The following is a 15785-nucleotide window of genomic DNA, read 5'->3' as shown; positions in this document are numbered from 1 at the left end:
CCCCTAGTCCCTAGTTATAATTGGTAATTAATCGATGAAAACTCCCGACTTTTCAAAAGCTTTCCAAACAGGACAAGTCCTCAATACCGTATTTGGTCTCATGGTCAGTAATTTTCGGATAAATTAATTGTTTATCTCATATCCACAAGTCAACACTCTTAGTTTACGGTAAATGCTTTATGGCTGCACAGGGAACATGGCAAGGACATAAAATTGAGATTTCGACGGATCTATCTCCGAAGTATTTGTTTCTTGCTAGTGAAAATTTAGTAAAAGTTGATAGTAAAGAAGTTGTTAGATTTGGTGGATTCTCTCTCAACTATCATATTGTAGGTATAGCCTTTCTCAGAAAGATGAGGTACGTTAGATTCTATGTATATCCAGGCTTTTGAGCTTTAATATATACCTCATCTACCTGAGAACCGCTGTACGTTCGATCACCAAGGAGAAACTACTCAAATACAGGTAGAGCAAAAGGCTGGCTTCTTTTTACCAAAATATCTTATTAAGATCAACGAAGAAGTTGTTATGAAAGGCTATTCGGGGATAGAAAGTATCGGGCTAATCCGATTTTACTTCGGCTCGATCGGATTTGCGTATATTTCTTCTTTAATATATCTAGTTCTTCCAATTAGAATATATTTTTTTAGGGATTACGATCCATACTGGTTTGTAGCTACTAAAATAATTAATGCTATCTTTGGAGCTTTTTTTCTATACTTTGCAATTTCACTAAAAAGTTTACTCATAAAGTCACTGTCTCTACTTACTACAGTTTTGTACATTCAGATAGGTTTAAGGATTGCTATAACTCTAGTTTTATTTTTTAATTTAATGCAAAAAGCGGTTACTCCAAGTAGTTTAGACTGGAGGAATCACTTAGGCTTACCTCTGCTGCATATTTGGTTTTTTGGATATCTACTAATAAGTTGTAAACGGCTATCTCAAGAACTTAGAAGTCAGCAGTTCAGTGAGGATCGCCAGAATGCCAGAGGCAGTGGCCCGCGTAGCAGATGAATAATTGTAGTCATAGTTTTAAGAATTGGTATAATTAGGTTAATTTATTTAACTACTAAGTAAAGAGTTGGATTTCATAATTAAACCCAACCTACGTGAGCTTTGTTAACAGTTAACAGTTAACTGTTAACTGTTAACAATTAACTATTTCGGCGATGACGAAGCTTTAGGAGATGGAGAAATTGCGGGCTTAGGAGAAGATTTAGGAGAAGCTTGGCCAGCGGGAGGCTTCGGAGAAGCCGCAGGACTAGGACTAGCAATCGCTGGCGCTGAAGAAGCCGCAGGACTAGGCGAAACCGTCGATTTTGGCGTAGCAGGGGCCGTAAGGGGAGCAACAGCCGGGGCCGTATTTTCACCTAAAATACTTGCATCGCCAGTGTCGAATACTCCAGCGATACAAGCAATCATCATTGTAGCTAAAGTACCGACAAATAAAGCCTTCCAACCTAACTCAGAAATGTCTTTACGACGAGAGGGAATTAAGGCAATAGTACCACCAACAAAAATTCCTACAGAGGCGAGGTGAGCAAAGCCAGAAAGGGCGTAACTGACGATTAAAACTGTACGAGGGGTAATCTCTCCTTTGGCTGCTGCTTCTGCTAAACTTTGATAGGGAGGAATGGCCGTTTCTAATAGCCGCCGCCCAATAATTACAGAGGCTTCCCATGAGTCCGCAAAGGGAACGCCAGTTAACAAAGTCAAGGGATAAAATAAGACTCCTTGGATATTTTGTAGCGTGATGACGCTGAAAACTTGACCGATAGGTTGTAGGAGAGTATTTTGTGAAGTTTCCAAGGATGCCAAAGCACCGAAGGTTTGGTTAACTAAAGAAACTAAACCTAAGATTAAAATCAAAACAGCCGCGATCGCAACTGCCATCTTGACCCCATCCAAAGCGCCCACAATAGCAGCATCCAAGGGGCTGACTCGCTCAATGGGTTCGCCGCCGACTGTTTCTTGGGGGGTATATTCGGAATCTTCATCTGAGATTTCTTCCCCAATAAACTCTCTACCTTTCGACTTTTTTTCCTCCTTGGGAATACCACCCATTGTTAACGGAGTTCCTGTCTCCGGTACTAAAATTTTGGAGATGACAAAACAAGCTGGAATAGCAATAATTGATGCTGAGACTAAATGCCCTAAAATATTGGGAAAAACTGGTTTCAGGAAACTGACATAAATTGCTAGAGTTGAAGAAGCTGCCGTTCCAAAACAACAAGATAGAATCGCGCAAAGTTCAGAGCGAGTCATTTGTGGCAGATAAGGCTTAACCACAATTGCTGCCTCAATGCCCACAAAAATATTAGCTGCACCGCTAAGAGCTTCTGCACCGCTCAAGCGCATAGTGTTGTAAAACAGTTTGGCAAATACTTCGGTGATGATTTGAATAACACCGATGTTATAAAGCAAAGCCATTAGCCCGGAGAAAAAGACTACTGTTGGCAAAGCTCGAAAGGCGAAAATATACCCTAAATTAATTGGCGGATCTTGACCTGGTACGGGGACAATATTTCTCCCAAAAACAAACCGCGCCCCGGTATCAGCAGCAGTAAATACCCCATCTAGCAGGCCTGTAAACCACTCTAAGGCTGTGCGAGTTGGCGGGAACAGAAAGATTAAAAAACCCAAAGCTAATTGTAAGCCAATGCCCCAAATGATGACGCGCCAGGGTATGTACTGGGGTTTGCGATTTTCCGAAAAAGCCCAGGCGATCGCGCATAAACCAAAGATGCCCAGAAACGAGACGAGATTGTATATAGACATAAGTGTAGTCCTTAAGAGGGCTGTCAGGGCCCAGAGGCGGCCTGTGGGAAATTGGTTTGAGTCTTCCCCGAAGGGTGAAGACATCTCACACCAAAGAAATTAACTCTAATTGAACGCTTTGGCACAGGTAAGGCTGTAAAATAAACAGAGAAAACCATAATTTATCTCAACTTCAAGATTTTGTTAAGGTCAGCTCATTTATTGGCAGCAGCCGATCGCGACTTAAACCGGATAATGATAGGAGTTTAATTTAAACTTGGACATGATGGAAGCTTTCGAGCCAACCCCCCCCGACTGGGCAGGTACGGCGAAACACGCTTTTGAGTTTTCCTGCCCCAAATGTGGTGCAAGCTGTACGGAGGCGGTACGGGTTTGGATCAATCGGCGATCGCCAGTCTACACCGAAACCCACCGCCGCAAATGGCAGGAATTTTACGAGTGCAAGTGTGGTTCTCCTTGGTGGGCCTGGAGTAGCGATCGCCCCCCCTCAGAACTCACTCCCCGCGATGACGGTACTATTGACGATGAGATTTTTTAATCGAAGGAATGGGAAAAATGGGGAAAATGGGGAAGATGGGGAAGATGGGGAAGATGGGGAAGAGGGGAAGGATGGGTAATTAGCAATTAGCCATTAGCAATTACCCATTAGCAATTACCCATTACCAATCACCAATTAGCAATTACCCATTACCAATTAGCAATTACCAATTACCAATTTCTTTCAATTTTCATCCACAATATCTAGCAGCCCTTTTCTCACCCCATCAATCACTCGCTCGATCAAAACTAACTCTTTTTCATTGATGGAATCATCTAACAAGGCCAACTTGAGCTGCTGTCTGTCCATCCGGCTCAGTTGACCAGAAGACAAGATCCGCTCAACTAATTTATCTGTTGGGAGTTGGGAACCTATATCTTCCATTGTATGTTTGGGGAAAAATTAATTTAGCAACCGCCAAGATAATTCAAAGGAAGAAGGAAGAAGGAAGAAAAATTTAGAAGAAAAATTTAGTTATCTAGGAGAGAAGGAAGAACTAAGAAGAATTTACTTAATGAGGACGTTCTTAATTGCTGGAACTATCGTTTTGATTGCATTTTACTTCTGTCCTTTTAGATAATTAAAGCCTTCTGCATAGCTGCCTTTTACCTTGTGCCTTCTGCTATAACTCCCAGTATGGAGCATTATTGATCATAATAACCTAAAGATGTACACCTTTCGCTTCCTTCAACAGAAGCAGCATATCCACCATGAAGCGAGAGAAGCCAAGCAAAATAGATAAACAAGTCTGGGCTGAGGGTTCGCCCCTCCAAGAGTTAGGGGACATCCCTCAACTCGACCTCAAAGCTGACTACGAAGCATGGCGCGATCGCTTTATTCTCAGTCGCATGAAACTGGGATTATGGCTAGCCTTCTTCGCCTTCGTGACTTTTAGCATCCTAGAACTAACAAACTTTGCATTCAATCGGCAGCAGTTCAACAGTTCCTTACTGCTAACCCAAATTGTCGTACAACTGCTTCTCCTCGCTGGCCTCGCCTCCCTGCAAATCCCCGCAGTGCGCCGCCACCACGCTTTAATATTCTTAGGGCTATCCTGGTCAACAACCCTGATCCCGCAAATACGAGCCACTTTCCTGGGTATCGCCCAACCCGATATTATTGCCTGGAGCCTCATGTTCTTTGGTCAAGCTACTCTCACCCCCGTCCGGTGGCCCCTACATTTGACAGCACAATTAGGCGTATTTGTCTACTATTTCGGAGTTAATGCTGCACTCAACTTACAAGTCAAACCCGAAGATATGCCAGTGGCTCCAGCCATGCTATATCTTTACTTATTCTGGGCCTGCGTGACCTGCAACTTATCAGTTTATCTATACGAACGCTTAGCCAAAGCTGAATTTAAAGCCCGCCGCGCCTTAGAAGCAGAAAAGGATAGATCGGAGCGCTTGCTACTAAATATTTTACCACCACCAATTGCCGAACGCTTAAAACAAGATCCACAAACTATTGCAGACAGTTTCGCTGAAGTAAGTGTCTTATTTGCCGATATTGTCGGCTTCACAGAGCTTTCTGCCCGGATTTCACCTACAGAATTAGTTAAGTTACTCAATGAGATTTTTTCGATGTTTGACCATTTGGTGGAACGTCACGGTTTAGAAAAAATCAAGACAATTGGGGACGCTTATATGGTAGTAGGTGGTTTACCGGAAAACCATTTAGATCACGCTCATGCTATTGCTGAGATGGGGCTAGATATGCAGCAAGCTTTAGCACAATTTAATGCTAAAAAAGGTCAAGACTTTCAGATTCGGATCGGTATTAGCACTGGTTTAGTTGTAGCGGGAGTAATTGGCTGGAAAAAGTTTGCTTACGATTTGTGGGGTGATACTGTAAATACTGCTTCTCGGATGGAATCTCACGGTATCCCCGGCCGCATCCAAGTCTCAGAATCGACTTACGAGCGCTTAAAAGGGATTTATGTATTCGAGGATCGTGGAGAAATTGAAATTAAAGGCAAAGGGAAAATGAAAGCTTATTTGCTTAAAGGTAAAATATAGAGAGGAATGGAGATCGTTAAGAATTTACTTATGTTATCGTATAAGAACGATTAACTACAGAATGATTGTAAGACCCAATTAATTAAGTTCATAAGCATGGCTTTTATCAAAGAAATCAGCGATCGTCAGAAAGGTATTTTTGCAGTTATTACTGTTGCGATGATACTCGGCTCAACTTCTTCTGTGATTAAAGAGCTTCTCCTGAATGTCACTCCAGCAACTCAATTAGCTTTGCGATTTACAAGTTCAGCAATAATTTTCCTTCCATTTATTGGCAAGCTTAATCTTTGTCTAGTTAGAGAAGGAGCCATGTTGGGAATTTTATTATTCGGAATTTTTACCTGTGAAACCATTGGGATTGAAACTATTTCGGCTCATCAGGCATCATTTATTTTTGGATTTAATGTCATTTTTGTAACCCTATTTGAACTCGTGTTTTGTAAGAAGTTTCAGATAGAAGTGCTGTTGGCAGCAATATTGGCATTTAGTGGCATTGGCATTATGTCTTGGGAAGGTGGCGATCCCTTAAGCGGTAGTTTATGGTTATTCTGCTCTGCGATCGCCGACTCAGCATATATCATCCTGCGTGAAAAAATTGCCGAGCACCACTCATCTTTGGCACTTACAGCTATTCAACTCTCGGTTGTAGCTGCATTGAGCTTAGTCTGGGCTGCTCCTGAGATTGTAGGGCAGATAGAAGCAGTGAAAATGAATCTAGGATTGCTTAGTTATCTTGGTATCGTAGGCAGTGGTCTTATGACTTTACTGATGATGACAGCACAGCGTTGGGTTTCAGCTCAAGAATCAGCCGTGATTTTGTCATTAGAGCCTGTTTTCGGAGCAGTTTTTGCATTTTGGTTGTTAGGAGAAACTTTTGGTATCTTTAGTTTTATTGGTGCAGCGATGGTGTTAGTAGGAATAATTTTGATTTTCCTATATCCAGTCTTAGAGCAAGCTGAAGTTGAACTCACGGAGTCCAAATAAGAATTATACGAATGAGTTATTTTTACTTTTTATTATTTTTGAGCTTACCTTGGCTGTTCCCAATCGCAGTACAAGCAGAACAAATTATCCCCGCTGCTGACGGTACTGGCACTACTGTTAAATCTGAAGACGATCGCTTCGATATTACCGGTGGTAAACTATCTGGGGATGGCGCGAATCTTTTTCATAGTTTTAGTCAGTTTGGTATTAGTGAAACTCAAATTGCTAATTTTTTGACTAATCCTAATATTAGGAATATTTTAACGCGGGTTGTCGGCGGAAATGTTTCCTCGATTAATGGCTTAATTTCTGTTAGTGGTGGCAACTCTAATTTATTTTTAATGAATCCTGCGGGTATTGTTTTTGGTCAAGGTGCAAGATTAGATGTACCTGGATCTTTTTTGGCGACAACTGCTAGCGGGATTGGTTTTGGCGATCGCTGGTTTAATGCTACTGGAGTTAATGATTATTCAACCTTAGTAGGAACTCCTAACTCTTTTAATTTTGGTTCGCAAACAGGGGTAATTGTCAATGCTGGTAATTTAGCAGTTAGCGAGGGGCAAAGTTTAAGTTTACTTGGCGGTGTGGCGATTAATACTGGGCAATTGTCAGCGCCGGGAGGTGCGATTACTATTGCTGCTGTCCCTGGGGAAAATTTGGTTCGCATCTCTCAAGCAGGACATCTTTTGAGTTTGGAAATCGCGACTGGGGCCTCGTTCAATGCAATCGCACTTCCCCAATTGATCGCAGGTGTGGGTGAAAGTCATGCTACAGGAATTACTGTTAATAACGATGGTAAGGTTCAGTTAACTAATTCTGCTACAACTATCCCACTTTCACCGGGAACTACGATTGCATCTGGTTCCATTGATGTATCTTCCCCCTTTCTCTCAGGAGGAAGAGTTGCAATTTTAGGCGATCGAGTCGGTCTAATTTCAGCTAATATTAATGCTTCTGGTACTAACGGCGGTAATGTATTCATTGGCGGTGATTTCCAAGGCAAAGGCAATTTTAACGCCGCTGAAACTTCGATCGATAGCAATTCTAACATCGCCGCTAACGGCATTTCATCTCTTCTTCCTTCTTCCTTCTTCCCTCTTCCTTCTTCCTTCAATAACGGTGGCCGGGTTGTGGTTTGGGCCAATGGTAGGACTAACTTTTTGGGGAATATCGCTGCGCGAGGCGGGATTCTGGGAGGTGATGGGGGTTTTGTGGAGGTGTCGGGTAAAAATTCTTTGAGTTTCGCGGGTAAAGTAGATACCCGTGCTCCTAATGGTGCGATCGGCACTCTTTTACTCGATCCAAGTGATATTATTATTGAAGCTGGATCGGAATCTTCACAAACTAATATTTTCACGGCAAATCGCAGGGCGGCCCAATTCGGATCTAACCCAACAATTCTCTCTGAATCACAATTAGAAAGCATTGCTGCGGATAGTAATATTATTGTTGAAACTACTAATAGTATTGTTCTTAATAACTTACCGGATGATGTGCTGACATTGCAATCTGGTAAAGGAAATTCTATCACTTTTAGAACCGATGGGGTGTTTGTTGCCATCGATGCTAACGATTTGATTCAGACTCAGGGAGGCGATATTAATATTTCTGCCGCTAGTATTTCTGTTGGTAGACTTGATGCTAATGGTGGTAATATTACTTTAAGAGGTAATGGGATTGATTTCAGGGGCGGTGATAGTTCGACTCGTAGTATTGGCGGTACAATTCGTTTAGAAACACTTAGTAGCAGAGATATTAATCTAGGTGGGACAGCGGATATTTTAGGGGTTTTGGACTTAACGCCGAGAGATCTTGGTGCGATCGCTGATGGTTTTAGTGCGATCGCTATCGGGGGATCTGATGGTAGAGGCGCGATTACTGTGGTTAATCCTGTGACGTTTAACGATCCAGTGACGCTTCAAGGAGGGGCGATCGTTGTTAACGGTGAAGTGACGGGAAGGGGAGATGCGGCGATCGCGCTTAATGCTCTATCTTCCACTCTCAATGCCAATATTACTACATCTGGCGGCAGTATCACTTTTGGCGGCAATGTTTTACTGGGTGATGATGTCGCCCTCAGCACTCAAGGTCAGGGTAATATTATTTTACCAGGCAGGGTTGATGGCAGTCACGAACTCGCGATCGAGGCTTTGCGACTGCAATTAGGTGGTGGTGTGGGTGAAAGCATACCTCTGACGAGTCTGAATGTTAACGCTGAAAATGCCGAAGTTGCGGGGAATATCACCGCAGGCAGCATAACATTTAATAGTGCAGTAGCGATCGCGCGAAATGTGTCTTTGAGAGCATCGGATGATATCACTTTTACCAATACTTTTGATACCAAGGGAGACGCGAATAACCTAGAAATCAAGGCGGGAGGCGATATCGCTTTTGAGGATGCGGTTGGTAATAGTGGAAGGTTAGGCGCGATCGCGCTTGAAAGTGGTGGTAATGTAACGGCAAATTCGACAATTGCGGCGGGTAGTTTGCAGGTAAATGCCAATGATAAAGCGACTTTCGGGGGAAATGTTGCGGTTTCTGGCGGTAATATTTTAATTGAAGCTGGATCTGTCGTATCCCAAGGTTTGAATGCTTCGGGGGTTAGAGGCGGAAATATTGAAGTGCGATCGTCTGGGGAAATTGTTACTGGCAATATTAACGTTAGCGGTACTGAAGGCAGCGGTGGTAACATCTTCCTGAATGCACAGGATAACATTAATATCGGTGCGATCGACGCTCAAGGTGGAAGTAATGGCAATGGGGGGACAGTTGCGATCGCCACTTCTGGTTTATTCCGCGCCAGCGATACTTTTAGAGACTTAGAAGGTATTGAGTCTAGCATTTCTACGGTTGGCGGCGAAGGTGGAGGCGCGATCGCGATTCGACATGGAGGCGGTAACGAACAGTCTTTTATTGTCGGAAATGCTACTACAAATGGAACTAGAGGCGCAATTAATACTGGAATTAATAATGTTATTTTGCCCGATCGCTCTTTTGAAGGAACTTACAGACAAGGAAATTCACCTAATCAGATTTCTTTAATTACAACAGGCAATTCACCAAGTCCGACACCTAATCCTACACCAAGTCCAGCACCTAATCCTACGCCAAGTCCGACACCTAATCCTACGCCAAGTCCGACACCTAATCCTATCCCCAGTCCGACACCTAATCCTATTCCAAGTCCGACACCTAATCCTATCCCAAGTCCTACACCTAATCCTATCCCAAGTCCAGCACCTAATCCCATTCCAAGTCCGACACCTAATCCTACTCCAAGTCCGACACCTAATCCTACTCCCAGTCCGACACCTAATCCTATCCCAAGTCCCGCACCTAGTCCTATTCCTTTTACGACTACTTCCGAGGTATCAATTGTAACATCTCTTCAAGGAGAAACGCGATCGCCACAAAGATCATCCGAAAGAGAATATGGCCCAAAACCAGATATTCCTATTCCAAACTTAGCAATCAATGTAGATTTAACGGGAGTATTGGCATTTGAAGAAAACTTCACGCAGGAGTATGAAAAATATTTACAACTACCTGCGAGAGAACCCGTTAGCAATATGTCTGTTGTCTATGATACTCTTCGCAAAAATGAAGCAGAAACTGGAATTAAATCTGCAATCATTTATATGAATTGGATTAGAGGAAGTGGATCATCAACAGTACGAGAAAATAGCTCATCGCTCAAAATCAACCCGGAAAGAGCCAACCAATTATCACTTAAGACTGAAAATGATACCGATCGCTTAGAACTCGTACTCGTCAATCCTTCTGGACAGACTATCCGTGCTTTAGTACCAGGAGTAACTCGATTGCAGTTATTACAAGTAGCTCAAAATTTTCAGAGTGATATTACCAATCCGCAACTCAGAAATACAGCAGTTTATTTGGAACCAGCGCAACAGCTTTATCGTTGGCTAATGGCTCCTTTAGAAGCAGATTTAAAAGCCTTAAACGTTCAGAATTTAATCATTATTCCATCATCTGGTTTGCGGAGTATACCTTTTGCCGCTCTTCATAACGGTCAGCAATTCTTAATAGAAAATTATAGTATTAGCATCATGCCCAGTTTCAGTTTAACAGATACTCGCTACGAAGATATTAGCGACCAAGAAGTTTTAGGAATGGGAGCATCAATATTTACCGACAAACCACCATTACCCGCAGTACCAGTAGAATTATCTGCGATCGCGTCCCCAGAACAAGGTAAATCTTTCCTCAATCAAGATTTTACTTTAGCTAATTTGCAAGCTCAACGAGCAGCACAATCTTTTGGAATAATTCACTTAGCAACTCATAGCGAATTTCAGCCAGGAGTACCAAGTAATTCTTATATTCAGTTGTGGGATACTAAACTACGATTAGATCAAATGAGACAATTGAAATGGAACGATCCGCCAGTAAACTTATTAGTATTGAGCGCTTGTAGCACAGCATTAGGAGACGAACAAGCGGAGTTAGGATTTGCAGGATTAGCAGTTGCTAGCGGTGCGCGATCAGCTTTAGCGAGTTTATGGGAAGTTAGCGATGAAGGGACTTTAGGACTAATGGTAGAATTTTATCAGCAGTTGCGATCGCGTGGAGAAAATAATCGCCCAATTATTAAAGCGCAAGCATTGAGACAGGCGCAACTTGCCATGCTACGTGGCCAAGTACGATTAGAAAATGGGGCCTTGCGCGTGGCGGGACGAGAGGATTTGATCTCTTTACCAGCGCCAATTGCAGCTCGTGGGAATAGACTTTTATCGCATCCTTATTATTGGGCCGCTTTTACAATGATTGGCAATCCTTGGTAAAGTAAATATTATCTATTTATTTTGTCTCTTTTCTCTCCCTCTGTGTCTTCTGCTTTGTACTATGCTATAGCCATTTTAGATTTCAAGTCAGGAGATGCTGGCTCAAAGTGCAACACCATTATTTGCTGTGCGCGTAACCCAAGAGATTCATAAGTCCGTCCGTTGCGATCGCTAAATTCTACTTCAAAGGCTGCACCATTTGCTAATGTCTCAACCACTGTACCGACTTGCCCACGCCACAAATTATAATCTGGCAAATCTACTGTCAATGCTACAACATCGAGTAACTTGATGGTATTTTCGCTCACTTTTCTCACCTTTAGTAACTACAAGGGATAGCAGGTCGTTAATCTCGGAATCTCTGAACCATTTTCAATAATCCATCCACTCCGAAGGGTTGCACTTCTATTTTGCCATTGGAGGGGGAAATCTAGGGTGTAGCGTTGCCCAAATTCATCTTGCCGACCTAACCGAACCTCGCGAGTTTTAACAACCTCAAGCAGGATTTGACGCAATTCTTCGGCATGATCCGCCGTCATACCCAAACTTGACAAAAAGAGACGAGCTTTATGCTTTCCGTCATCATGTTCTGGATTTAGGCAGTAGTCACGCAATTTACGAATATCAACCACTGCTTTCTCCGCGTGAGGAAGTAGATTTGCCATGCTGTACTAAAAAGAAGTAGACAACTTATTGTCTACCTTCCCAACCTTGAAATTAAGTTGTTTTTAGCGCCTCAACAGATGAAATTGATAAATACCAAACCCAACCACACAACATACAAAAGCAGCGGGTAATGCAGCAGAGGCAGCGACAACTGCAACTCCACCAGCCATACCAGCACCGCCAGCCGCAAGAGCACCGCCACCTAAACTTGCTAGAGCAGAACTTGTAGCTGCTGCTCCGTATACACCCGCAGCATTTGCAGCGGCAACTGCGCCTCCATAAACCGTAGAAGCTGTTACGACACCTGTAATGCCACCTGCTGCAACACCAGCAGTACCTGCTGCAACCGCATCATTGTTATTCATAGCATTAACATCCTGAAATCTTTAATATCACCGTTTTTCCCAAATTAACGCATATTTTATTTCCTGTCAATAGCCATTAAAAAATTTTAGCCTTTTCCACCATCTATGATTTGTTATCTGCTGCAACAGACTATTTTACTTTCGTTTCTTCTTGTTCTAATAAGCTCATTAATTTCTGAGCAGCATCACCATAATCATAAGGCGACCAAATACGATAAGCCCCACAATCCAAAATATCACTGTCAATACGTAAGGTGACTTGAGCTTTAGTCTGAGTGTTGGGCAAACCTCGCCGAACTACTGCTTTAGCGAACATTTCAGGCGTAATTTCGGGGCAATCAGATAAATCAATATCTTCATCAGTCATGGTATCTAGGCGTTGCCAGTCAGTTTGAGATTTGCTCGAAGTAAATTCTTTGTTCATATTTGCTTGCTTTTCTAACAGATCTTTGCGAAAATTTAACTTCCACGATCATTCCTCTATCAGTTGTCTCAGTTCGTTAATATTAGAGGAAAACTTAAGTTCATCTTTTTGCTGTTCTACCTGCGCTAAGTTGAAGTTATCATATATCCGCTCGCGGCGTTCTTCCTGGATGTATTGGTTCAACAAGAGTTGAATTTCCTGCTTTTCATCCGTAGAAAGACCTTTGATTACCTCAACTACATCATTAAAAGTCATCATTTGCAAAACCTTATCTTAATTATCTATTCTCTAAGTGTTTTCATTTCTCAAGGATGATCGTCCGAATTTTTAGTTATCTTCAGGTAGCTAATACTCAAGCAGATTAAATTACTGCCGATTCAACTAACTGATTTTCTTGACGCAGATAAGCTTGAATAAACGGCTCTAATTCCCCATTCATCACATCTGCGATCGCAGTCGTTTCTACCCCCGTCCGCAGATCCTTCACCATTTGATAAGGATGAAAAACATAGTTGCGGATCTGATTTCCCCAAGCCGCCTCCACCATATCTCCGCGAATCTCCGCAATTTCCTTAGCTCGTTGTTCGCGAGCCACCACTAATAACTTAGCCTTAAGAAGAACGAGAGCCTTCTCTTTATTTTGCAACTGGCTGCGCTCTTCAGTACAACGCACGGCTAAACCAGTGGGAAGGTGAACTATCCGCACCGCTGTTTCTACCTTGTTGACATTTTGGCCACCTTTACCGCCAGCGCGAGATGTCGTGACTTCCAAATCCTTTTCTGGAATGTCCAACTCTACGGAACGATCGAGAATTGGCATCACTTCCACTCCAGCAAAACTGGTTTGGCGCTTATCATTGGCATTAAATGGCGAAATTCTGACCAGGCGATGGGTTCCTTTCTCCGATCGCAAATACCCATAAGCATAACGACCGACAATTTCCAGAGTGACCGACTTCAGACCCGCTTCGTCTCCCTCAGAAATTTCAGCCAAGTGTACTTTATAACCCTGGCGTTCTCCCCAGCGAGTATACATCCGCAGCAACATTTCCGCCCAATCTTGAGCATCCGTACCCCCAGCACCAGCGTTAATGGTCAAAACTGCTCCGCCTGCATCGTAGGGCCCTGAGAGTAATTGTTGCAGTTCCCACTGATCGAGTTCGCGACTCAATTGGGAAAGATTAGTGTAAGCCTCTTGGAGCAGCGATTCATCGGTTTCTAACTCCAGCAGCTCCAAGATGGCCCCCGCGTCTTCTAGACTGGTGTGCCACTGATTATACTGCTCTAAGTGCGATTTGAGGTCGTTGAGTTCTTGAAGTGTATTTTGAGCTGCGTTTTGGTCGTCCCAGAATTGCGGTTGAGCCGCGATTTGTTCTAAGTCTGAGATTTTGGCTGTGAGTGCGGGAATGTCAAAGATAGTCCTGGGTTTTACCCAGGCGATCGCACAACGTTTCGATTTCCCGTTTGATATCTAGAACTTCCACTACTACTACTTCTCCTACTTTTGCTGTGTACTATCGATTTTAACTGCTGTTTCGTTATTTATTAACGTTTAGCGGTTAACAGTTAACTGCTTTCTACCTCTACACCCTTGAGCGTCATCTCCGGTTCCTTGTGTTGATTACGTATTTCTACTGAGTGCTATTTGTTACCTTCTCTAATTAGCTTTACAAAATCTTTACACTATACTGTGGTAAAATAGATAATCTTAAAGATTGCGTAAAGAACCCAGGGCAACTCCTTCAAATATTCAGAATGTTTGCGTATAATGGGATTTAGAGATCTGCATATTTTGAGCGATCGCCTCTGAGCATTGCCTAAGACCGCAGAGCTGCCATATAGCTAAATTAAGTTGGGTGTCATCTAGTGCCGCGAAAATCTTAAGTTTCATCCTTACTCTGGCGCAAACTTCGGTGAATTTAGTTAAGGTGGCTTCGACAAAAGAGGTTAAGATGATAGAAATGCACAGATTTCGCTAGTCGTCAATTGCCCAAAAAGTAATAATAACTAATGTTAGCACTTTGTATGAACAAATTATTGACTTCTGGTGCGGGGGTCTTATATATCGCAACAGTCATTGCTTGGGGAGAAGGTGCCTTCGCTGCCAACTTGCAAACAATTTCATTAGGTAGAATGTGGAATTCTGGAAACTCTTTTCTGGCTCAGAGTAGCCCCACTAGCCCGCTTTCAGATGCACGACCAAAGCCGTCATTATCCCCCAGTCCAAGTCCAGCAAGAGTTCCAGAGCCAGCAATGCTAGCTGGTTTAGGTGTGGTCGCGGGTTCTTTCGCCTTGACTCGCCGTCGAGCGGGGAAAAAAGAACTGTAAAATTTGGATAAGTGGGTTGTTTGTGCTAAGAGGAAAAATTAATGATAAATTTCTGGATGGGGGAACCCGGTTTATGAAAAAACCGGGTTTCTCTGCGAGTTAAATCTTCAATTTCTAGCGAATTGCATCGCGGAGAGCACCCCTCGCCATTGCAGCGATCGCCTGATCCGTCGCCTTCGGTAAATGATAATATTTCCCCCCCGAAACCTTCGCCAACTCCTTAGCAAAACCCGTCGAAACAAACTTATTCTCCGTATCAATTACCAACAATTGCATCCCCAAACCCCGAATTTTCGCCGCAATTTCCAACAATTCCGCCTTAATATCCGGCTTTTCCCCATCTAAAATCGGTTCTCCCAGAGAACGAGCCAAAGGAATATTCCCCCGACCATCAGTAATAGCAACGATCGCCACTTGGCCGACATCCCCAGACTTCTGAGCATTCACACCCACTCGCACCGCCTGAGTCAACCCGTGAGCCAAAGGTGAACCGCCCCCACAAGGTAATCTTTCCAAACGGTTACGGGCCAAAGCGATCGAACGAGTAGGCGGTAACAACACCTCAGCCTGCTCGCCCCGGAACGGAATTAAAGCCACTTGATCGCGACTTTGATAAGCTTCCGTCAAAAGCTGCATTACGGCCCCCTTCGCCGACTGCATCCGATTCAAAGCCATCGAACCCGAAGCATCCACCACAAACACCACCAAAGCCCCCGCCTTTCTAGCTAAGCGTTTGGCGCGAATATCCCCAGATTCGACAAATACGCGCTTACCCTTCGATGGAGAATTGGGAATAGCAGAATTTGAATTGATTAAAAATTCTCCCCCGCTCCCCCGCTCCCCTGCTCCCCCGCTCCCCTGCTCCCCCGCTCCCCT

Annotated in this window: 14 protein-coding genes; 5 read left to right on the top strand and 9 right to left on the bottom strand. The window is 43.4% G+C overall.

Annotation, left to right across the window (positions count from 1 at the left end; all coding sequences use genetic code 11):
• Positions 1-1161: 1161 nt before the first annotated feature.
• A complete protein-coding gene (locus PN499_RS13375; RefSeq protein ID WP_272032457.1) occupies positions 1162-2781 on the bottom strand; it encodes a NupC/NupG family nucleoside CNT transporter in 1620 nt (539 codons plus the stop codon).
• Between the two features lie 265 nt (positions 2782-3046).
• On the opposite strand from PN499_RS13375, the gene PN499_RS13370 reads away from it, so the two are divergent.
• Positions 3047-3319 carry a hypothetical protein gene (locus tag PN499_RS13370; protein WP_272032458.1) on the top strand — a complete coding sequence of 91 codons (273 nt, stop codon included), beginning with the start codon at positions 3047-3049 and terminating at the stop codon, positions 3317-3319.
• A gap of 183 nt (positions 3320-3502) precedes the next feature.
• On the opposite strand, the gene PN499_RS13365 is transcribed toward PN499_RS13370, so the two are convergent.
• Complete coding sequence (locus tag PN499_RS13365) at positions 3503-3703, bottom strand: hypothetical protein (protein ID WP_272032456.1); 201 nt, start codon at positions 3701-3703, stop codon at positions 3503-3505.
• A gap of 326 nt (positions 3704-4029) precedes the next feature.
• Between PN499_RS13365 and PN499_RS13360 the strand changes: the two genes are divergently transcribed.
• The 3 genes from PN499_RS13360 to PN499_RS13350 all read left to right on the top strand — a co-directional run bounded on the left by PN499_RS13360 (position 4030) and on the right by PN499_RS13350 (position 11126).
• Entirely contained in the window at positions 4030-5337 is a 1308-nt protein-coding gene (locus PN499_RS13360) for an adenylate/guanylate cyclase domain-containing protein (protein WP_272032455.1), read from the top strand.
• A gap of 96 nt (positions 5338-5433) precedes the next feature.
• Positions 5434-6321: a DMT family transporter gene (locus tag PN499_RS13355; RefSeq protein WP_272032454.1), complete on the top strand. Its 888-nt coding sequence runs from the start codon at positions 5434-5436 to the stop codon at positions 6319-6321.
• Positions 6322-6332: 11 nt separating this feature from the next.
• The gene (locus PN499_RS13350; protein WP_272032453.1) at positions 6333-11126 is read left to right on the top strand and encodes a CHAT domain-containing protein; all 4794 of its coding nucleotides are present in this window, start codon (positions 6333-6335) and stop codon (positions 11124-11126) included.
• A gap of 59 nt (positions 11127-11185) precedes the next feature.
• Here the strand turns inward: PN499_RS13350 and PN499_RS13345 are convergent, their stop codons facing one another.
• From PN499_RS13345 to prfB, 6 genes are all read right to left on the bottom strand, one after another.
• Positions 11186-11434, bottom strand: a complete 249-nt coding sequence (locus PN499_RS13345) for a DUF4926 domain-containing protein (protein ID WP_272032452.1) — start codon at positions 11432-11434, stop codon at positions 11186-11188.
• Between the two features lie 18 nt (positions 11435-11452).
• Positions 11453-11791 (bottom strand): DUF6883 domain-containing protein, encoded by a 339-nt coding sequence (locus tag PN499_RS13340; RefSeq protein ID WP_272032451.1) that lies wholly within the window; start codon positions 11789-11791, stop codon positions 11453-11455.
• 63 nt (positions 11792-11854) lie between these two features.
• Positions 11855-12157, bottom strand: coding sequence for a hypothetical protein (locus tag PN499_RS13335; protein WP_272032450.1), 303 nt, complete (start codon positions 12155-12157; stop codon positions 11855-11857).
• Between the two features lie 130 nt (positions 12158-12287).
• Positions 12288-12581: a hypothetical protein gene (locus PN499_RS13330; RefSeq protein ID WP_272032448.1), complete on the bottom strand. Its 294-nt coding sequence runs from the start codon at positions 12579-12581 to the stop codon at positions 12288-12290.
• Between the two features lie 48 nt (positions 12582-12629).
• Positions 12630-12839, bottom strand: coding sequence for a hypothetical protein (locus PN499_RS13325; protein ID WP_272032446.1), 210 nt, complete (start codon positions 12837-12839; stop codon positions 12630-12632).
• A gap of 103 nt (positions 12840-12942) precedes the next feature.
• Positions 12943-14065, bottom strand: a protein-coding gene (prfB, locus tag PN499_RS13320; RefSeq protein WP_272032444.1) for a peptide chain release factor 2 whose coding sequence is annotated in 2 segments (ribosomal slippage) — positions 12943-13992 and positions 13994-14065 — 1122 coding nt in all. Because the reading frame shifts where the segments join, the coding sequence is not laid out codon by codon here.
• A 541-nt stretch (positions 14066-14606) separates the two neighbouring features.
• Here prfB and PN499_RS13315 point away from each other — a divergent pair.
• On the top strand, positions 14607-14909 hold the full coding sequence (locus PN499_RS13315) for a PEP-CTERM sorting domain-containing protein (protein ID WP_272032442.1): 303 nt from the start codon (positions 14607-14609) through the stop codon (positions 14907-14909).
• Between the two features lie 114 nt (positions 14910-15023).
• On the opposite strand, the gene PN499_RS13310 is transcribed toward PN499_RS13315, so the two are convergent.
• Positions 15024-15785: VWA domain-containing protein (locus PN499_RS13310; RefSeq protein WP_272032440.1), on the bottom strand; the 762-nt coding region annotated here is incomplete at its 5' end.

Origin of the sequence: Kamptonema animale CS-326 (genome assembly GCF_028330895.1) — a bacterium.
Classification (GTDB): domain Bacteria; phylum Cyanobacteriota; class Cyanobacteriia; order Cyanobacteriales; family Microcoleaceae; genus Kamptonema; species Kamptonema formosum.
The sequence above is the reverse complement of the archived record's forward strand: the minus strand, read 5'-3'. Positions and strand labels throughout refer to the sequence as shown.